The organism is Streptomyces siamensis (assembly GCF_039543605.1).
GTDB classification, from domain to species: domain Bacteria; phylum Actinomycetota; class Actinomycetes; order Streptomycetales; family Streptomycetaceae; genus Streptomyces; species Streptomyces siamensis.
This window is the reverse complement of the sequence record NZ_BAABKB010000036.1, coordinates 60,015-79,101: the sequence shown is the minus strand read 5'-3', so window position 1 is coordinate 79,101 and position 19,087 is coordinate 60,015. Positions and strand designations below refer to the sequence as shown.

Genomic DNA, 19,087 nt, shown 5'->3' with positions numbered 1-19,087 from the left:
TCCGCACCGCAGCTCTGGCACCATCCACGCACGGGCGCGGCGGACCCGCAGGCTCAGGCCGACGGGGGAAGATCGTTCAGATCGTTCACCAGTACCGCCGCTCCGTCGAACCGGCCCGCCTTGAGGTCCCGCAGGGCGTCCTGCGCCCGGGACAGGGAGTAGGGGTGCGTCGTGGCGCGGACACCGTGCCGGGCGGCGAGCGCCAGGAAGTCACGCCCGTCCCGTCGCGTGTTCGAGGTGACGCTGCGCAGCTCCTTCTCGTAGAACAGCTCGCGCTCGTAGTGCAGCACGGGGACGTCGCTCAGATGGATCCCCGCGACCGCCAGGATCCCGCCCCGGTCGAGTGCGCGCAGGGCGACCGGGACCAGGTCGCCGACCGGAGCGAACAGGATCGCGCTGTCGAGCGGCTCGGGCGGCTCGTCGTACGCCCCCCGGGCGGACGTTGCCCCCAGTTCGAGCGCCAGCCGGCGCGAGGCCGCGTCGCGGGTCAGGACGTGCACGGTGGCGCCCTGCGCGAGCGCCAGCTGTGCGCACAGGTGGGCGCTGCCCCCGAAGCCGTACAGCCCGAGCCGCCCGCCGGGCGTCAGCCCGGCCCGCAGCAGCGCGCGGTAGCCGATGATGCCGGCGCACAACAGCGGCGCCGCGGCGACGTCGTCCAGGTCCGCGGGCAGCCGGTACGCGAAGGCCGCCGGGACGGTCGTGTACTCGGCGTAGCCGCCGTCGGCGTCCCAGCCGGTGTACTCGGATGCCGGGCAGAGGTTCTCCGCGCCCCGCGCGCAGTAGGCACAGGTGCCGTCGGTACGGCGCAGCCACGCGACGCCGACCCGGTCGCCGAGGGCGAAGCCGTCGACCGCGTCGCCCGTGCCCGCGACCACGCCGACCACCTCGTGCCCCGGAGTCACCCCCGGCCTGCGTACGGGCAGGTCGCCCTCGCTGACGTGCAGGTCCGTGCGGCACACGCCGCAGGCGCGGACATGCACCAGGATCTCGTCGGGCCCCGGTGACGGAACCGGCTTCTCGACGAAGCGCAGCGGCCCCTGTTCGATGGGCCCGGGCCGGGCCACCTCCCACGCGTGCATCATCACGTGCCTCGTTCCGTCGACGACACTGTGCCCGTTCACCAGTGTCCTGCGGTCGCTCCCGCTCGGCGCGCGGCCCGCGCGGAGCCTGGCTAGCGTGAAAGGCGCACACACGGTTCACCGAGCAGGAGAAGGTCGACGTCATGGCCGTACAGCCCGAAGGAACGCCCTGCTGGGCGGACGCGATGTTCAGCGATGTCGAGGGAGCGAAGAGTTTCTACGGTGACGTGCTGGGCTGGACGTTCGGCGAGTCGTCGTCGGAGTACGGCAACTACACGCAGGCGTACGCGAACGGCAAGGCGGTGGCCGCGGTCGTGCCGCCGATGCCCGGGCAGGAGGGCCAGTCGGCCTGGTGCCTGTACTTCTCCTCGCCCGACGCCGCCGCCACCGCCACCAAGATCAGGGACAACGGCGGCGAGGTGCTGATGGAGCCGATGCAGGTCGGCGAGTTCGGCACGATGGCGCTGGCCCGCGACCCGAGCGGCGCCGTGTTCGGTGTCTGGCAGGGCGGCACCCACGAGGGCTTCGAGGCGGTCGCCGAACCGGGCGCGTACGCGTGGGCCGAGCTGTTCACCCGCGAACCGGAGAAGTCCGACGTCTTCTTCCCGGCGGTCTTCCCGCTCAGCGCGCGGCAGATGGAGGACGACAACACCGACTACCGGATCTTCAGCGTGGGGGAGAACCCCGTGCTGGGCCGGATGAGGATGACGGACGAGTTCCCGCCCGAGGTGCCGCCCTACGTCAACGTGTACTTCACCGTCGAGGACTGCGACGCGGCCGTGGCGAAGGCGACCGAACGCGGCGCCGTCCTGCGGTTCGGGCCCATGGACAGCCCGTTCGGCCGGTTCGCGGCGCTCAGCGACCCGCAGGGCGCGTCCTTCTCCGTCATCGACGTGAGCACCACTCAGGGGGAGATGCCGGCGATGAACGAGGTGTCCTGAGGCGCCGCCCCACGGGGCAACCGCGCGGATGCGGTATTCGTCCCTCCTTGTGGCGACGGCGCTCAGGGGCCGAGCCGGCACGAGGAAGGGCGAGTGGAAGAGACCGCATGCTCCGCATTCACTTCACGTCGACCGATCTTCAGAACATCCGCGTAGCCCGGCAACCCGATCCGCTGTGGGAACTGATCTGCAGCGTCTGCCGGTTGGAGACGGGCCAGGGTCCGCTGGACTTCGGCCACTGGCGGCGCGCGGCCCGCGAGCGTCTCTCCCAGGACGCCGCCGCGGGCCGCGCGCTGGGCCCGCTGCGCGCGCTGATCCCGGCGGCCGGCTACATCCCGGACTTCCTCACGCCGCCGGTCACCGGTGGTGGCCTCGCCGCGGGCCTGGACGAGTTACGGGGCACGCCTCGTACGCGGCTGACCCGTGAGCTGGGCCGACTGGCCGAGGCGCGCCCGCTGCCCGCGTGGACGACCTCGCTGGGCAGGCCCGGCGGCGACGGGCTCAGGTCCCTGACCGTCGCTCTCGGCACCTACTTCCGGACCCTGCTGGAGCCGTACTGGCCGCACATCCGCACGGCCGTCGGCAACGATGTCGACGTGCGCTCCCGGGCCCTGCTCGACGGCGGTACGCAGGCCCTTCTCGCCGGCATGGGGCCGCTGGCGCGCTGGCGGGCGCCGGTGCTCGAAGTGGACTATCCCACCGAGCGCGATCTGCACCTGGAGGGGCGTGGCCTGCTGCTCGTCCCGTCGTACTTCTGCTGGCGTCGGCCGACCGCGCTGGCCGATCCGGGCCTGGACCCGGTGCTCGTCTACCCCGTGGAGAAGGCCCCGCTCACCCTCGCCAGGACCATGGAGGACGGGCTGGAACGCCTGCTGGGGCGCACCCGGACCGCCGTACTGGCCGAGGTCGCGGACGGCGGCCCGCGCTCCACGTCGGAGGTGGCGAGGGCGGTGGGGATCGCGCTGCCCAGCGCCAGCTACCAGATCGGCGTCCTGCGTGACGGCGGTCTCCTGGCGAGCCACCGCGACGGCAAGTACGTCCTGCACACGGCCACCCTCCTGGGACTGCGGCTGCTGGGCACCGGAAGTTCCTCCGGAGCGGGGTGAGCCCTCGCCCCGGCCTCCGGCACCGGCCCCGGCCTCCGGCACCGGCCCCGGCCCCGGCCTCCGGCACCGGCCCCGGCCTCCGGCAGAGGCCCCGGCCTCCGGCACCGACACCGGCCCTCGGCCCCGGCCCCCGACACCAGCCCCCGACATCGACACCGGCATCGGCGCGGGCTCCCGCGCCGACCCCGGGCTCCCGCCCCGGCCCCGGCACCGGTCGGCGCGTGGCATGATCGAGGCCATGCCTGAACGTGTAGTGGCCGCCTGCGACGGGGCCTCGAAGGGAAACCCGGGACCCGCCGGATGGGCCTGGGTCGTCGCCGACGGGGACGAGAGCCCCACCCGCTGGGAGGCCGGCCCGCTGGGCACGGCGACCAACAATGTCGCCGAACTGACCGCGCTGGAGCGCCTGTTGACGGCCGTCGCGCCCGACGTGCCGCTGGAGATCCGGATGGACTCCCAGTACGCGATGAAGGCCGTCACCACCTGGCTGCCCGGCTGGAAGCGCAAGGGCTGGAAGACGGCCGCCGGGAAGCCCGTCGCCAATCAGGAGCTCGTCGCCCGTATCGACGAGCTCCTCGACGGCCGCACCGTGGAGTTCCGCTACGTCCCGGCGCACCAGGTGGACGGCGACCGGCTCAACGACTTCGCCGACCGGGCCGCGAGCCAGGCCGCGGTGGTGCAGCAGCCCGCGGGCAGCGACCTGGGGTCCCCGGAGCCGCCGCCTTCCCCGGACACCCCAGCCCCGGCGGCCCGGCGACGCACCTCCGCGAGGCCCGCCCGGCAGGGCACGTCGACCCGCACCATCAAGGCCAAGTTCCCCGGCCGCTGTGTCTGCGGCCGTTCCTATGCGGCGGGCGAGTCCATCGCCAAGAACGCGGAGGGCTGGGGGCACCCGGAGTGCCGGACGAGCGCGGCCTGAGACCCGGCAGTACGGACCGGCCGTCGCGACGGCGACGGCCGGGGCTGCGTGTCCCGCGCGAGCGCAGGAGTGATCCGCCGGGCCCGAGCGGACCCGGTCAGGCCGTGTCGAACGTGTAGAACCTGGTGTGGTCCAGCAGGTCCGACGGCCGCACGTCGTTCCACGGCTTCATCGTCTCCCCGATGTCCACCACGTTCGGGGTGCCGGCGAGCGGCAGATAGCCGGAGTCCGGGTGCCGGCGCTGCCACTCCGCCCACAACTTGTCTATGTAGGCGTGGTGGAGCCAGAAGACCGGGTCGTTGGGGGAGACACCGGTGGCCATCTGGCCGCCCACCCACACATGCACCCGGTTGTGCAGGTTGACGCCGCGCCAGCCTTCGAGATGGTTGCGGAAGCCGTCCGAGGAGCTGTTCCAGGGCGCCATGTCGTACGTCGTCATGGCGAGCACCGACTCCACCTCGGCGCGCGTGGGCAGCTCCCGCACACCGGCGCCGAGCGAGCGGCGCAGATAAGTGCGGCTGTCGACACGCACGTTGATCGGCCAGTCGCCCGAGGAGGCCGCGAACGGGCCGTCCGTCACCCGCCCGTCGAGGCTGCGCCCGGTGCCGCCGAGGAAGTCCGGCGCCCACAGCGAGGAGCGCGTCGTGCGGTCGGTGCTCCAGTCCCAGTACGGCAGCGCGACGGAGGCGTCCACGGACTGCAGCGCCTGTTCGAACTCGATGAGGAATCTGCGATGCCAGGGCAGGAACGACGGCGAACGGTGACCCGTCCGTTCGCCGTTGTCGGTGTCACCGAGGATGAAGGCGTTGTGTGTCGTCACGAAGGCGTCGTAGCGGCCACTGCGCTTGAGCTGCACCAGTGCGTCGACGAAGCGCCGCTTCTCGTCGGCGGTCAGGTTCGCCTGGTTCTTGCGTACGGTCATGTGCGGGACTCCACGATCTGCTTGCGGGTGGTTCAGTTGCCGTTGAAGGGGACCAGCGGAGCGCCTTGGAGCTCGACGACCGCGGCGCGTGCGGCGGCGCGCGGGGTGGCGACCGGGTCGTAGTGGCTGACGACGCTGATCCAGCTGCCGTCGGCGTTCTGCATCACGTGCAGTTCCGCACCGTCGATGAACACGGCGTATCCGGCGCCGTGGTGGTGTCCGCCGCCGCTCGCGGGACGGCCCTGTATGCGGCGGCCCCGGTACACCTCGTCGAAGGATTCGGGTTGTCCGCCGTGGTGATGGTCCGGCGTCGGCGCGGCGGCCGCCGGGGTCGTGGTGACCGCGGCGGCACCGGCGACGGCGGTGAGAGCTGCCGCGGCACCGAGGGCGCGGCGACGAGTGAGTTCCGGCATGCGGATTCCTCCGTTGATCTGCTCGGTGGATGACCCGTTATGCCTATCGGGTCGTCAAAGAGCGGGAGAAATCGCCGAATGTCGGTTGGCTGCGATCAGGACAATCACGTACATGCCGTACAGGATTGAACGAAGATGATCTTGCTGTGCAGGGTGTCCGGGAATCGCCGGAGGGAGGAATTCCTCCCGCGTGCGGGCCCGCTGTCGATGATCTTGCGGCGCCGGCCCTCTGTGAGTGGTGCGGCTCACGCGCACAGACTGACGTGATCCGCGTCGGCGTTCCGTCGCGATCCGCGAAATGTGACCTCCTGCTACTCTTCGTGGCCAATCGACCGCTCTGTGCAACAAAAGGGGAGTGCGCGTGAAGATCGCGTGCGTCGGCGGCGGACCCGCCAGCCTGTACTTCTCGATTCTGATGAAGCGCCAGGACCCGTCCCACGACATCACCGTCCACGAGCGGAACCCGGCCGGATCCACGTACGGCTGGGGGGTGACCTACTGGTCCTCCTTGCTGGACCAACTCCGCGACGGCGACCCCGAGTCGGCGCGCGCCGTTACCGAGGCGTCGGTCCGCTGGAGCGACGGAGTCGCCCACGTGGGGGACCGCACGACGGTGCACCACGGCGACGAAGGCTTCGGCATCGGCCGACGCCGGCTCCTCGACCTGCTCGCCGAACGGGCCCGGACCCTCGGCGTGCGCGTCGAGTTCGAGCACGAGGTCCCGGCCGACGCGCTGCCCGACGCGGACCTCGTCGTCGCCGGGGACGGCGTGAACAGCGCGCTCCGCGACCGCCGCGCCCACCACTTCGGCCCCGAACTCACCCACGGGCGCAACCGCTACATCTGGCTCGGCACCACCAAGGTCTTCGACTCCTTCACCTTCGCCTTCGTCGAGACCGGCCACGGGTGGATCTGGTGCTACGCCTACGGGTTCGGCGCGGACGCCAGTACCTGTGTCGTGGAGTGCGCCCCGCAGACCTGGACCGGTCTAGGGCTCGACCGGGCGGACGAGGCCGAGGGGCTCGCCGTCCTGGAGAAGCTCTTCGCCGACCTGCTGGACGGACACCCGCTGATCGGCCGGGCGCAGTCCGACGGCGCCGCCCAGTGGCTCACGTTCCGCACCCTGGTCAACCGGACCTGGCACCACGGCAACCTCGTCCTGATCGGCGACGCCGCCCACACCACCCACTATTCGATCGGCGCCGGCACCACCCTCGCCCTGGAGGACGCCATCAGCCTCGCCCGTGCGCTGCGCGAGCACCCGGAGCTGGAGTCCGCCCTCGCCCACTACGAGCAGGAGCGCAGGTCCGCGCTCCTGCCGGTGCAGAGCGCGGCCCGGCTCAGCGCCCAGTGGTACGAGAACCTCCCGCGCTACATCGGCCTCCCGCCGGCCCAGATGTTCGCCCTGCTCGGCCAACGGCACTCGCCGCTGCTTCCCTATGTGCCGCCGCAGCTGTACTACCGCATGGACCGCGCGGCCGGGCGGCTGGAGGTGCTGCGCCGCTTCAAGCGCTGGCTGGGACCGCGAGTGGCCCGCACGGTGCAGTCACGCTCACGCCCGTAGCGGCCGAAGCGCTCTCCGGGAGGACGCGCGGTTGGGTGAATGACGATTCACCGATAAGGTGAATATGAATTCACCTGGTCTCGCATTGACTTCTGGAGTACCCATGGCAGCCCTGCGGGACCGGCTCACCGTCCCCGTCCTCGCCTTCGGCGGCATCCTCATGGCCGTCATGCAGACCGTGGTGGTCCCGCTGCTGCCGGACCTGCCACGGCTGACGGGTGCCCCGGCGAGCACGGTCTCCTGGATGGTCACGGCGACCCTGCTGTCCGGAGCCGTCCTGACGCCGGTCCTCGGCCGTGCGGGAGACATGTACGGCAAGCGGCGCGTCCTGCTGATGGCCCTCGCGCTCATGACGGTCGGCTCGCTCCTGTGCGCCCTCACGTCGGACGTCGGCATCCTCATCGCGGCCCGCGCTCTCCAGGGCGCGGCGGCCGCCGTCGTGCCGCTGTCGATCAGCATCCTGCGCGACGAACTGCCCCCGGCGAAGACGGGATCCGCGGTCGCACTGATGAGTTCCACCGTGGGCATCGGCGCCGCGCTCGGACTGCCGCTCGCCGCGCTCGTCGTCCAGTACGCCGACTGGCACGCGATGTTCTGGGCGACGACCGCGCTCGGCGCCATCGGACTCGCGCTCGCCTGGTGGGCCGTGCGTGAGTCGCCCGTCCGCGAGCCGGGCCGCTTCGACACGCTCGGCGCGTTGGGCCTGGCCGCCGGACTCGTGTGCCTCCTCCTCGGCGTGTCCCAGGGCGGTACCTGGGGCTGGACCAGCCCCGGGATCCTGGGCCTGTTCATCGCCTGCGTCCTGATACTCGCCCTGTGGTGCCGGCAGCAGTTGCGCGCCGAGCGCCCGCTGGTCGACCTGAAGCTGGCCGCCCGACCACGCGTCGCCCTCCCGCACATCACGGCGCTGCTGACCGGATTCGCCTTCTACGGCAACTCCCTGGTGACGGCGCAGCTTGTGCAGGCTCCCGAAGCGACCGGCTACGGCCTCGACCTGTCCATCGTCGCGACCGGCCTGTGCCTGCTGCCCGGCGGAGTGACCATGCTGCTGCTCTCACCCGTCTCGGCCCGCATATCGGCGGCCCGGGGCCCGCGGGTCACGCTGGCCCTCGGCGCGGCGGTGATCGCCTTCGGCTATCTCCTGCGGATCATGGACAGCCGCGACCTGTGGATGATCATCGTGGGCGCCACGGTCTGCTCGACCGGCACCACCCTCGCCTACTCCGCCCTGCCCACCCTGATCCTGCGGGCGGTACCGGCCGGGCAGACCGCGTCCGCCAACGGCGTCAACGTCCTGATGCGCACCATCGGACAGGCCGTGTGCAGCGCCGCGGTCGCCGCCGTCCTCGTGCATCACACGAGCCTGGTCGGGGGTGCCCCGGTGCCCACGCTGCACGGCTATCTGCTGGCCTTCGTGATGGCGGGTACGGTCGCACTGGTGGCCTGCGCCGCCGCTCTCTCGATACCCGGCGACCCCGCCTCCCGCGGCACCCGGCGCAGCCGCGGCCGTACCGGGGCCCGCCGTGACGAGGCCCTCGAAGGAGCATGAGAACAGTGATCACCCCGCACCCCGGCGACACGGCGTCCCCCGCCGGCGCCCGGCACGAGGACGACGCGACGAGGACACCCGCGCCGCGTCGCGACGCCGAGGCGACCAAGGCGGCCATCCTCCGCGCCGCCCGCCATCTGCTGGCCCGGCACGCCCACGCGGACATCACGCTCAAGGCGGTCGCCGAGCGGGCCGGGGTGAGCGCGCCGCTGATCCTCAAGTACTTCGGCAACAAGGACGCGCTGTTCGCCCGCGTGATGTCCTTCGAGTCGGACGCCGAGGCCCTGCTGGACGCGCCACTGCCGGACCTCGGCCGCCACATGGTCCGCCATCTCCTCGAAGGCCAGACCCTGCGCGGCGCCGACCCGGTCCTGCGGATCGTCTTCGCCCCGCTCCACGGAGAACAGGGCGACATCCTGCGCGCCAACTTCCGCACCCAGGTCAGCGAACGTCTCGCCGGCCGCCTCACCGGCCCCGACGCGGGCCTGCGCGCCGAACTCGCCGTCGCCACCCTGCTCGGACTCGGCGTCATGTACGGCATCGCGCGCGGCACGCACCTGCGCGCGGCGGAGATCGAGGACATCGTCGACCGCTACGCGCCGGCGGTGCAGAACCACCTCACGCCGTGACCCGCACCGGCCGCGGCTCTCGCACCGGCCGCGGGCTCAGCTCACCCCGTTCGGGCGGAACTGCACACTGATCCGTGGTCCCGTGGCGCGCGCCGACTTGGGGACGGCGTGCTCCCAGGTCCGCTGACACGAACCGCCCATCACGATCAGGTCGCCGTGGCCGAGAGGCCGCCGCACGGTGTCTCCCCGCCCGTGCCGAGGCCGTAGCAGCAGGTCGCGCGGGGCACCCACGGACAGGATCGCCACCATGGTGTCCTCGCGGGCGCCCCGGCCGATCCGGTCCCCGTGCCAGGCCACGCTGTCGCGGCCGTCCCGGTAGTAGCAGAGTCCGGCCGTGGTGAACCGCTCGCCCAGCTCGTCGGCGTAGTGCGCGGACAGCGCGTCCCGCGCCTCGTCGAGCACGGGGTGCGGCAGCGGATCGTCCGCGCGGTAGTGGGCGAGCAGCCGTGGTACGTCGACCACCTGCTCGTACATCTGCCGCCGCTCCGCACGCCAGGGCACCTCCGCGGCGAGCCGCGCGAAGAGCGCGTCCGCGCCGCCGAGCCAGCCGGGCAGCAGGTCGATCCACGCCCCGTCGCCCAGGACGGTGCGGCGCAGTCCGCCCAGCGGACCGAGGTGGAGCTCGTCGGTCTGGTCGAAGAGCGAGCCCTGGAGATGCGTGGCCATGCGGCCAGGGTACCTCTGTAATCGAAAATATGTTCCATGCCGGGGGGCGGGCCGGACCGCCCCGCCCACCGGGCGGGTGGTCGGCCCGGCGACCTCAGTGGGCCGGCCACCCGCCCGCCCCGCTCACCAGGGGACCGGGCCGGACGCGTCGAAGTAGCCCCCGGTGGGGCCGTCGGAGCCGATCCGCGCCATGCGCACGATGATCTCGGCGCCCTGCTCGACGGTCTGCGTCCCCGTGTTGCCGTTCAGGTCGGTCGCGGTGAAGCCGGGCTCGACGCAGTTGATCCGGATGTCGGGGAAGGCCTTCGCGTACTGGGCGGTGATCATGTTGACCGTGGTCTTGGACGCCGGGTAGGCGATGCCCGGGTAGCCGTACGCCGGGGCGGCGGGATCGGTGACCAGGGCCATCGAGCCGAGGCCGCTGCTCACGTTCACCACGACCGGGGCGGCGGACCGGCGCAGCTGCGGCAGGAACGCGTGCGTGACGCGCACCACGCCGAAGACGTTCGCCTCGAACGTGGCCCGCATGGTCTCGGCCGTCTCGTCGGCGGCGCCGATGACGGTGTTGCCCTCGCCGCGCCCTTCGATGCCGGCGTTGTTGATCAGCACGTCCAGTCCGCCGTCGGCCTCGATGACCTTCGCCGCCGCGGCGACGGAGGCGTCGTCGGTCACGTCGATCACGACGGCCCGTGCGCCCAGCTCCTCGGCGGCCTGCCGCCCGCGCTCCGGGTCGCGGCTTCCCACGTAGACGGTGTGGCCCGCGGCGACGAGCCGGCGGGCGGTCTCGAAGCCGAGACCCTTGTTCGCTCCTGTGATGAGTGTCGTAGTCATGGCTCCAGGCTCCGACGGGGCGGCGCGGTCAGCCAGGCGTCCCGTCTTCCTGGGACCGTCAGTACCAGTCTCCGACCGCCTCATTGACTCGCGAGGCGCACGAACGGCTGACTCAGGAGCTGAAGCCGTGACAGGAGAAGTACCCGGGGTGCGCGCAGCCCCCGAAGTCTGTCTCGAAAGTCCTGCCACGGCCGTCGTCCGGGCCGCCGAGGGCGCCACGCTCCTGGTGGCGGGCCGTCGGGAGCACCGGACCGGCCTCGCCTTCGGCCGCAGCGATCGATGGCTCGTTCCACGGTGAGCGGGTGGCGTCACCTTTCACGCCGGTGGCGAGGTCTGACGTGTGTACTCATCGTGCCGGCTGGTCGTGTCGGTGTGCGGATTGCGTGCCGCGATGACGGTGAACAGGGTTGCGACCAGGGCAGAAGCGCCGTAGCCGAGCGCGATCTTCGGTAGTGAAAAGGTGTTGGACAGCTGGCCGGAGATGAGGCTGGGAATGGTCGCGCCGCTGTAGCTGAGGAGGTACACCACGGCGAAGATCGGTGCGCGGTCTGCCTGGCTGCTGGCATGGAGCAGGCCCCGGGTGGTGCCGCTGATGGCGATGCCCTGACCGGCCCCGGCGACGATGGTTGCGGTGATGAACAACGGAAGCGCACCGGTGGCGATTGCTGTGATGATGCCGGTCCAGCCGACGCAGAAGGCGACCATGCCGATGCGTTGAGCTCCCGCCGGCGCGAATCGGCCGCTGAGGGGAGCGCTTAGAGCGCTGGGTGCCATGTAGGCGGCGAACACCAGTCCCAGGACGAGTGAACTGTGGGTGCGGAGCTGATCTTCGACCAGCGCGGGCACGAAGGCTTGGTAGAACGCCCCGGTGGCCCAGGTGGACAAGAGCACTACGGCCGTGACAGCGAGCAGAGGCCTGACTCGGACCGGTACGCGGACAGTGGGATGCAGTGATCGCCACGCGCCGCCGACCGCGGTCACGGTGTCCGGGCTGATGGCGATGAGCACGGTGGACACCACGAGCAGGCCGACCGAAATGAGGTAGATGAGGTCGCGTGGCCAGGGGCCGAACTGGACCAGGGCGCCGGAGGCGATGGCGCCTATGGCAAGGCCCAGCATGACTGTCTGGCTGGACGCGACGGAGGCCAGCCAGGCCGGCTTGGTGGGTGCGGTGTCGACGATGTACGCGGTGAGGCTGCTGCTGGCCAAACCGGCACCCAGACCCATCAAGAGCCGGCCGGCGATCAGGACGCCTATGTGGTGCACGTTCAACAGCACCAGGCAGCCCAGCAGGAGCAGGCCGAGGCTGACGAGGGCCGTGGGCCGCCGGCCGACATGGTTGGACAGCCGTCCCAATATCAGCAGCGTGCTGATGGTGGCGGCGGAGTAGGCGACGACTGTCATCGAGATGTCCGCGTTGGTGAACCCGTCCTGGGCCCGGTAGACGTTGAACAGCGGAATCGTCGAGCCCACTGCGGCGAACGCGGCCGTCAGGGAGAGCACCGCGGACAGGAATGCAAGCCGGAATGTTCTGCCCTGACGATCCTGATCGGGCGCTGGGGCCGCATTGTGCATCGAGCCGTTTCCTTTTCTCGTTCTGAATCAGGCCGGCGCACCGGCTTCTGCCGTGGGGGTCACAGTCGGCTCCGCGGCTACTGGCTCCCGCGAGCTCCGTCTTCGCGTCACGACTGTGGTTCGCCCCGTAGGGTCGCCTGCCCGTCGATCATGCAGCAACAGGACTGTATCGTCCAGACAAGGATCGCATCACGCTCTGACCGGCAAGCTCATTCTGCCCTGCGCTCACCCGCGCTCCTGGGTCTGGCGTCGGCTAATTCCTTGTTCAAGTGGGGTGAATAGTGATCGGGTGCACGGGTGCATGCGATCACCCGCCGCCCCACCGTAGCGCTGGCATCTTCCCGTTTGTGGACTCTATCGTCCACTTCAGGGCTAAGCTGACAGTGGTGACTCGAGGGCCGAGCCGAGATCGCAGCAGTCCGCTGGACCGGCTGGCCCCGGCTGGACGACGTGCCGCGCAGGCAGGGAACCGAAGACAGGAAGGCGCCTCATGAAGGCAATTGTGGTGACGGATCAGGCAGCGGGAACGGCCGGGATGACGCTGACCGAGCGCCCGGAGCCGAAGGCCGCGGGCAACGACGTCCTCGTCGAGGTTCACGCATCGGGATTCACCCCAGGTGAGCTGGAGTGGCCCTCGACCTGGGTCGATCGTCTCGGCCGTGACCGGACGCCATCGATCCCCGGCCACGAGATGGCCGGAGTGGTCAGCAGTCTCGGCTATGGCACGAGGGGGCTCTCGCTCGGGCAGCGGGTGTTCGGGCTGACGGACTGGACGCGCGACGGCACCCTCGCGCAATACGTGGCCATCGAGGCGCGCAACCTCGCGCCGCTGCCCGGCGATGTCGACTTCACGGCGGGCGCGAGCCTGCCGATCTCTGGCCTGACGGCCTGGCAGGGACTCTTCGTACACGGCCGATTCCAAGAGGGGCAGAGCGTTCTCGTACACGGCGCAGCCGGCGGCGTCGGCTCGATGGCGACGCAGCTCGCCCGCCAGGCCGGCGCCTACGTCATCGGAACCGGACGCGCCGCCGACCGGCAGGCCGCGATGGAATTCGGGGCGCAGGAGTTCGTCGACCTCGGCAACGACGCACTGGAGGACGTCGGCAGCGTCGACCTGGTCTTCGACGTGATCGGTGGCGGCATCGGGAAGCAGTCGGCGGATCTGGTGCGAGCAGGCGGGATGCTGGTCACCATCGCCGGCCCGCCCGAGACGCCGCCCAAGGACGGCCTGGCGGTCGACTTCGTCGTCGAAGCCGACCGCGCACAGCTGGCCGAGGTCGTCCAGCGAGTCCGGGACGGACGCCTGCGCACGAACATCGGCCAGGTCGTAGCCCTCAAGGACGCCGTTTCCGCTTTCAACCCGGCCGAGCGGGTCAAGGGCAAGATCATCGTTCGCCTGTGAGGCCGCTGCACATGCCCGGACACAACCAGCAAAGGAACACCGCATGACCGGCCCAACCGAGCCGAACCGCTCCACCATCGATGACGCCGACAGCGCAGGCCCAGATCTCCCCACGCAAGGTCAGGCCGTCGTGACCGACGATGCCAGCGATGACCCCCATGCTCCCGCGTTCGACTTCGACGTCGTCAACGACGAAAGGACCGGTGTCTACGAGGCCAAGGTCGGGGGCACGGATGTGGCCGGACTGACCTATCGGGCCGCGAGCGAGAACCGACTCGTGCTGCTGGCCACCTCAGTGTTCCCCGAGTTCCGCAACCAGGGCATCGCCACCGAACTGATCCGCCGCGTTCTGGACGATGTGCGCGCGCAGAGAAAGACGGTCACCATCACGTGTCCGGTCGTGCGTACCTTCATCGAGCACAACTCGGCGTACGCCGACCTCATCGACCCCGAGCACCCCGGAACCGGCAACGCCGCTCACCGGTCCTAGACCAGCCCGTCACGCTTCCCCTGGGGAGAAGGGTGACAGTGGCGATGAGCGTCGAGGCCGAGGCGGATACGGGGAGAACAACGCGACGCTCATCGCCGCACTGGACACGACAGGACTCAGCAAGGTGGAGTCGAGCTGTCATCAATGACACGGAGCGCAGTCGATGACTCCCGGCTGTCGGAGCCGAAGCGATCCCGGACCTCTCGTACCGGTTCGTCGGCTGCCGCGTGTTGTTGACGACCTGGGGCGACGCTGTGTGCCCGGCCGCTTGAGGGCGGGTCAGGAAAGGATCCGCATGAGCGCGGAGAGCGCGTCAGGCCACACAGTGTCGGAGGGCACTCCGTAGCCAACGACGAGGGCATCGGTCATGACGTTCCGGGACCGTGCGTGGCGGTATCGAGACAGGCCAGCCACTTTGAGTCCCTGCCGGGTCGCCGACTGAAGGACGCGCGGCTCGGTCCCGGGCGGCAGACTGAGCAGGGTGTGCAGGCCGGCCGGCGTCCCTGTGACGCGCACGTTCGGGGCGTGCTGGGCCAGGGCTGTGACGAGAGAGTCTCGCCGATCGCGGTAGCGCCGACGTTCAGCACGTACGTGATGGCTGTAGGCGCCGGAGGTGATGAATTCCGCCATGGTCAGCTGGCTCAGTACCTCGCACGAGTCGATCTGTCCCTTGGCCGCCATCGCTTCCGCAGCGAGCGCGGGAGGCAGCGCCATCCAGGCCAGCCTCAGGCCAGGAGCAAGGGTGTTGCTGGCGGTACCCAGGTAGACCACGCGGTCCGGAGCGAGTCCCTGGAGCGCTCCGACCGACTGGTGGTCGAACCGGAACTCGCCGTCGTAGTCATCCTCCAGAACCAGTCCGCCTGTCCGCCTGGCCCAGTCCACGACCGCCGTCCGGCGATCGCGCTGCAGCGTCGTGCCCACGGGGAACTGGTGTGCCGGCGTGAGCAGGACCGCATCGGTGCCGTCGGGCGGGACCGGGTCGGTTCCGTGCGTGTCCAGGGGAAGGGGGAGGGTCTCCAGCCCCGCAGCCGCCAGCAAGGTGCGGTGCCTGTCTGGGCCGTAGGACTCGACGGCGACACGGCGTGCCCCCCGACCGGCCAGGACTTCGCTGAGGATCTGCAGGGCGTGGGAGACGCCGGCGCAGATCAGGATGTGCTCCGGATTTGCGTACACGCCCCGCGCTCGTGCGAGATGGTCTGCGAGTGCGGCCCGTAGCTCCGGCCGGCCGCGGGGGTCACCGTAGCCGAACGCGTCGTCGGGAGCCGCGGCCAGGGCGCGGCGTGTGGCCTTCAGCCAGGCTGCACGAGGAAACGCGGTGAGGTCGGGGTTCCCTGGGATCAGGTCGTAGCAGGGTTCACCGGACGGTTCGGAGTCCGAAGGGACCAGGGTGGGCCGAGTGATCATCCGGTCTGTGACGAGTGTGCCCGAGCCTCGGCGGGCGGTAAGCCATCCCTCGGCGACGAGGTCGCCATAGGCGTCCGCCACGGTGTTGCGGGCAAGGCCGAGGTCGGCGGCGAGCTGGCGGGAGGAGGGCAGCCGCGTCCCGGGCGTCAGGCTGCCGCTGCGGACAGCGTCGCGCACGGCTGCGGCCAGCGCGCGGCGCACACCCCGTCCAGCTCCAATCACATCGCTCTCGAAGACCTGCCGCAGCCGCGGTGGACTGGTCGTCCTGCGGGCGCCGAGGGGGTTGACGGGCATGACGACGGTCAGGCCCGGCGGCCGTAGGTGTGCGGGTCCACAGGCTGCTCGGACGTGGGAAGTCCGCTGACCACGAGACGGTAGGAGTCGATCACGAGTTCTTTCACCAGCTCCTCGTCGACGGTGCCCCCGCCTTCCACCGTGATCCAGTGCCTCTTGTTCATGTGATAGCCGGGGGTGATGTCTGCGTGCCGCTCACGCAGGGCGGCGGCGTCGTCCGGATCAGCTTTCAGGATCACGACTGGGTGCCCCGGCATGTCGGTCATGAGCATGAAAACCTTGCCTGCCACCTTGTAGAGGTCCCAGTCGGGGCCGAGGCGATGCTCCAGGTCGGCGCCGGGCAGTTCCACAGTGCACTCGCCCGCGATCTTCTGCAGTTCCTGTCCGTCCACGGTGATCAACTCCTGTATCCATCGAGTACCTCGACCGGCCGGCCGAGGCTCCAGGTGGCGTCTCCCGCATCGCCGCACGAACGGCGGTGCCCGCCGGGGCGGCGCGACGCGGCCGCCGAGTGTGCACCGGTCATGCCCGGCGCGCAGACGTCCGTCCGTGCGGACGAAGGAGGTCGTCCGATGCCGACCGGTTCGCCGGCCGCGCAGATGGCCGTACCGACAGGCCCGCCACGGATGCCGGGCCGCCGGCGCTGCGGGCCTTCCTCGCCCCGGCCGTCGCCTCGATGGGGCTGTTCAGGCCCATGGCGTCCCGTTGGCTCTGCCGCGGGCAGCCCCCGTCGACCGGGCTCACGGAGCTGTCACTGTGCTCCCGCAGTGCCTGCCGGGGCCGGTGGACGTACGCGTGAACGTGGCCTACGTCGGACGGCGGGGCGTCGTCGCCCGGCACGTGATCCGCCGGTGCCGAGGCGCTCACCGGCCTGCCTGACCTGAGCAACAGCGCAGCGAGGACAGTGCGCTGCCTCGGCTGGCCGACTCCTGCCTCGACCTCATGTCGGCGTCGCCGGACCGGACCGGCCGCTGGGAACGGGACGTCCGCGTGCATGGTGCTTACCACCCTGGAGATCCTTGTGAAGCTTGACCGCTCAGCTGTCCGCAGGAGACCGCTCCCGACCAACGTACCGCAAGTCGCCGATTTTTGAGGACTAAATAGTCCGGTTTTTATGGAGAGAGTCTCCGATTTTGACTGGAGGCTGGCGCTACACGGGGGCACAGAATATGCGGACGGACACCTCCTGCCGCCGTCAAACCCCCGTCCGGGCCGCATCCGGCCCTGGGGAGGCGGTGAAGGCGGTGCCGGATGGTGCGACGCAACCCTCTGTGGTGCGGCACCATGTTTTCTCGGTGCCCCGTGTCGCCGGCGGCTTAGAGCCCTGCCGGTCCTCCCGCCGGCTGACTGGCGTCCCCGGCAGGCACGGCACAGGCCTTGACGTGGCCGATCGCCATGTCCAGGGCGATCCTCATGGGTTTGACGTCCTGAGCCGTCTGCGCGAGGAGGTAGCCACCTTGAAGGGCGGCCATGAGGCCGGTGGCCAGCTCTTCCGCATCAGCGTCGGCACGGAGGACTCCCGAGTCCTTCATTCGCTCAAGCCCGGCCTCGAGTAGTCCCTCCCAGCTCTGGAAGTGCCGGGCGAGCGCCTGGCGCGCCTCTTCATCCTGGTCGGCCAACTCGCTTGCAAGGGACCCGAGCGGGCAGCCGTACGCCCCGTTCCGGAGCGCGTTGTGTTCGACCAGCGCGTCCCGCCAGCGCTCCAGCCCGCGGAGGGAGTTGAGCCGCTGGAGTAGCTGGTGCTGACGTTTGAGCAGTTCAGCAGCCTGCAATGCGACAACGTCCCGCACCAGTGCATCCTTGTCGGGGTAGTGGCGGTAGAGCTGGGATTTACTCGTTCCGCTGGCCGCCCTGACCTCGTCGAGGGTCGTGGAAGACACGCCCCTGACATGCATCATGTCGGCGGCAGCCCTCAAAATGCGCTCCCGAGTCGCCCGCCCGCGCTCAGTCAGCCGGGAGTCGTTTCTGTCGCGCGTCTGTTCCGCCACATGGGCCAGATTACCGCTGCGTACGCTAGCAGGATCAGAAAGGGACCTCAAGGTCCTTTTTCTGAAGTTTCCTGAGGGGGCGGGCACTGCCGGAGCCTGACCGCGTGCGCTCGGGCTCCGGGCCGGCGCCGCCAGGGGAGATCAAGGCCGCCGACGCCGCCCATGAGAGCGGAACGGTCCCCGCCCACCATTCGCCGCCTCCCGGCCGACGAGGGGCACAAGGCCATCGGCAACGCCCCAACCCGCGATGACCCCGTCGCATCCTTCGATCCGGCCGAGCGGATCACCGGGAAGACGATCACCGGCGTTCGCGGCTGTGTCCCGCAGGGGCCCAGCTGCTCCGGACATGTCGTGGCGGAGCAGAACGAGCTCCTCAGACTGCGAACGTGGGCTCAGCTGCGAGCGAAGAACGCGATGTGGTCCAGGGCCATGTCCAGCGCGACGGCCATCGGCTCGGAGCTGTGAGCGTTCTGTGCGAGCACGTAACCTCCCTGCAGAGCGGCCAGCAGGCCAGTACCCAGGCGTCGCGGGTCCGCGTCCTCGGCGAGTACGCCGAGGACGCGGAGCCGGGTCAGTGTTTCGACGAGCATCCGTTGCCAGGCATCGAATGATGCGTTGAGCGCCTGGCGGGACTGCTCATCGTTGTCGGACAGCTCAATCGACATCGCGCCCAGCGCGCACCCGTACGAGCCGTCCTGCAGCGCGTTGGCCTGGACCAGGGCGTCACGCCAGCGGCGCAGACCGGTGAGGGTCTTCACGCCGCGCAGGCGCTGTTCCTCGCGGGCGAGGACGAACTTTGACTGCACGTCGATCACGGCGTGGATCAGGGCGCGTTTGTCCTCGAAGTGGTTGTACAACTGCGACTTGCTCGTTCCGCTGGCCAGCCGGATGTCATCCAGCGTGGTGGCGTTGACGCCCCTGACATAAAACAGCTTGGCTGCCGAATCAACGATCCGTGAACGGGTCTCCAGGCCGCGTGACGTGCGGCGAGCGTCGCTGGTTGCGGGCATGGTGTCTCCCTCGGGCACGTTACTCACTCGTGCTGCTCAGCCGCGGAACGCATCACACGCGCGGTGGCCTCGATCCCCAGGCAGCGACTGGGCCGGATCAGTTGTGACTCCAATACGACCATAAAGGCTGACCGGCGAGAGATGGCGGCCTTGTGATCCTTCACGCAGGTGCCGATGGTGTCGTGGCTCGTAAGCCGGGACCGGACCTGGCCCATGTCGCCCAGTTCTGCACCCGCCCGCCGCGGCGGCCCGGCATCCGGTGTCCCTCCGGCCTCCTGGGTGAAGACTTCCGTCAGGGTTCCGCG

The 19,087-nt window shown here is 70.3% G+C and carries 19 protein-coding genes; 9 read left to right on the top strand and 10 right to left on the bottom strand.

Features of this window, described 5'->3' with window-relative positions:
• Window positions 1–53 precede the first annotated feature (53 nt).
• Window positions 54–1,079, bottom strand: a complete 1,026-nt coding sequence (locus ABEB03_RS36165) for a zinc-binding alcohol dehydrogenase family protein (protein ID WP_345657153.1) — start codon at window positions 1,077–1,079, stop codon at window positions 54–56.
• A gap of 143 nt (window positions 1,080–1,222) precedes the next feature.
• On the opposite strand from ABEB03_RS36165, the gene ABEB03_RS36160 reads away from it, so the two are divergent.
• The 3 genes from ABEB03_RS36160 (at window position 1,223) to ABEB03_RS36150 (ending at window position 4,045) form a co-directional block, all read left to right on the top strand.
• Window positions 1,223–2,020 (top strand): VOC family protein, encoded by a 798-nt coding sequence (locus ABEB03_RS36160; protein WP_345657140.1) that lies wholly within the window; start codon window positions 1,223–1,225, stop codon window positions 2,018–2,020.
• A 107-nt stretch (window positions 2,021–2,127) separates the two neighbouring features.
• On the top strand, window positions 2,128–3,126 hold the full coding sequence (locus ABEB03_RS36155) for an ArsR/SmtB family transcription factor (RefSeq protein WP_345657139.1): 999 nt from the start codon (window positions 2,128–2,130) through the stop codon (window positions 3,124–3,126).
• A 226-nt stretch (window positions 3,127–3,352) separates the two neighbouring features.
• Complete coding sequence (locus ABEB03_RS36150) at window positions 3,353–4,045, top strand: ribonuclease H family protein (protein ID WP_345657138.1); 693 nt, start codon at window positions 3,353–3,355, stop codon at window positions 4,043–4,045.
• A 97-nt stretch (window positions 4,046–4,142) separates the two neighbouring features.
• Here ABEB03_RS36150 and melC2 read toward each other — a convergent pair whose 3' ends face one another.
• Together melC2 and melC1 are read right to left on the bottom strand one after the other, a co-directional pair.
• On the bottom strand, window positions 4,143–4,967 hold the full coding sequence (melC2, locus tag ABEB03_RS36145; protein WP_345657137.1) for a tyrosinase MelC2: 825 nt from the start codon (window positions 4,965–4,967) through the stop codon (window positions 4,143–4,145).
• 32 nt (window positions 4,968–4,999) lie between these two features.
• The gene (gene melC1 / locus ABEB03_RS36140) at window positions 5,000–5,380 is read right to left on the bottom strand and encodes an apotyrosinase chaperone MelC1 (protein WP_345657136.1); all 381 of its coding nucleotides are present in this window, start codon (window positions 5,378–5,380) and stop codon (window positions 5,000–5,002) included.
• Window positions 5,381–5,741: 361 nt separating this feature from the next.
• On the opposite strand from melC1, the gene ABEB03_RS36135 reads away from it, so the two are divergent.
• The 3 genes from ABEB03_RS36135 to ABEB03_RS36125 all read left to right on the top strand — a co-directional run bounded on the left by ABEB03_RS36135 (window position 5,742) and on the right by ABEB03_RS36125 (window position 9,122).
• Entirely contained in the window at window positions 5,742–6,944 is a 1,203-nt protein-coding gene (locus ABEB03_RS36135; protein WP_345657135.1) for an FAD-dependent monooxygenase, read from the top strand.
• 103 nt (window positions 6,945–7,047) lie between these two features.
• Window positions 7,048–8,493 (top strand): MFS transporter, encoded by a 1,446-nt coding sequence (locus tag ABEB03_RS36130; RefSeq protein ID WP_345657134.1) that lies wholly within the window; start codon window positions 7,048–7,050, stop codon window positions 8,491–8,493.
• Window positions 8,490–9,122 (top strand): TetR/AcrR family transcriptional regulator, encoded by a 633-nt coding sequence (locus ABEB03_RS36125; protein ID WP_345657133.1) that lies wholly within the window; start codon window positions 8,490–8,492, stop codon window positions 9,120–9,122. The genes ABEB03_RS36130 and ABEB03_RS36125 overlap by 4 nt, the downstream gene beginning before the upstream one ends.
• 36 nt (window positions 9,123–9,158) lie before the next feature.
• On the opposite strand, the gene ABEB03_RS36120 is transcribed toward ABEB03_RS36125, so the two are convergent.
• Both ABEB03_RS36120 and ABEB03_RS36115 read right to left on the bottom strand, forming a co-directional pair.
• Entirely contained in the window at window positions 9,159–9,788 is a 630-nt protein-coding gene (locus ABEB03_RS36120; RefSeq protein ID WP_345657132.1) for an alpha-ketoglutarate-dependent dioxygenase AlkB, read from the bottom strand.
• A gap of 123 nt (window positions 9,789–9,911) precedes the next feature.
• Window positions 9,912–10,619, bottom strand: coding sequence for an SDR family NAD(P)-dependent oxidoreductase (locus ABEB03_RS36115; RefSeq protein WP_345657131.1), 708 nt, complete (start codon window positions 10,617–10,619; stop codon window positions 9,912–9,914).
• A gap of 127 nt (window positions 10,620–10,746) precedes the next feature.
• Between ABEB03_RS36115 and ABEB03_RS36110 the strand changes: the two genes are divergently transcribed.
• A complete protein-coding gene (locus ABEB03_RS36110; RefSeq protein ID WP_345657130.1) occupies window positions 10,747–10,917 on the top strand; it encodes a hypothetical protein in 171 nt (56 codons plus the stop codon).
• A 17-nt stretch (window positions 10,918–10,934) separates the two neighbouring features.
• On the opposite strand, the gene ABEB03_RS36105 is transcribed toward ABEB03_RS36110, so the two are convergent.
• Window positions 10,935–12,194, bottom strand: coding sequence for an MFS transporter (locus ABEB03_RS36105; protein WP_345657129.1), 1,260 nt, complete (start codon window positions 12,192–12,194; stop codon window positions 10,935–10,937).
• 490 nt (window positions 12,195–12,684) lie between these two features.
• Between ABEB03_RS36105 and ABEB03_RS36100 the strand changes: the two genes are divergently transcribed.
• Both ABEB03_RS36100 and ABEB03_RS36095 read left to right on the top strand, forming a co-directional pair.
• The gene (locus tag ABEB03_RS36100) at window positions 12,685–13,596 is read left to right on the top strand and encodes an NADP-dependent oxidoreductase (protein WP_345657127.1); all 912 of its coding nucleotides are present in this window, start codon (window positions 12,685–12,687) and stop codon (window positions 13,594–13,596) included.
• A 43-nt stretch (window positions 13,597–13,639) separates the two neighbouring features.
• On the top strand, window positions 13,640–14,086 hold the full coding sequence (locus ABEB03_RS36095; protein ID WP_345657126.1) for a GNAT family N-acetyltransferase: 447 nt from the start codon (window positions 13,640–13,642) through the stop codon (window positions 14,084–14,086).
• Between the two features lie 279 nt (window positions 14,087–14,365).
• Here the strand turns inward: ABEB03_RS36095 and pdxR are convergent, their stop codons facing one another.
• The 4 genes from pdxR to ABEB03_RS36075 form a co-directional block, all read right to left on the bottom strand.
• Window positions 14,366–15,784, bottom strand: a complete 1,419-nt coding sequence (gene pdxR, locus ABEB03_RS36090) for a MocR-like pyridoxine biosynthesis transcription factor PdxR (protein ID WP_345657125.1) — start codon at window positions 15,782–15,784, stop codon at window positions 14,366–14,368.
• Window positions 15,785–15,792: 8 nt separating this feature from the next.
• On the bottom strand, window positions 15,793–16,176 hold the full coding sequence (locus ABEB03_RS36085; protein WP_345657123.1) for an MmcQ/YjbR family DNA-binding protein: 384 nt from the start codon (window positions 16,174–16,176) through the stop codon (window positions 15,793–15,795).
• 924 nt (window positions 16,177–17,100) lie between these two features.
• A complete protein-coding gene (locus ABEB03_RS36080; protein WP_345657122.1) occupies window positions 17,101–17,772 on the bottom strand; it encodes a TetR/AcrR family transcriptional regulator in 672 nt (223 codons plus the stop codon).
• Window positions 17,773–18,164: 392 nt separating this feature from the next.
• Complete coding sequence (locus ABEB03_RS36075) at window positions 18,165–18,782, bottom strand: TetR/AcrR family transcriptional regulator (protein WP_345657121.1); 618 nt, start codon at window positions 18,780–18,782, stop codon at window positions 18,165–18,167.
• Window positions 18,783–19,087 lie beyond the last annotated feature (305 nt).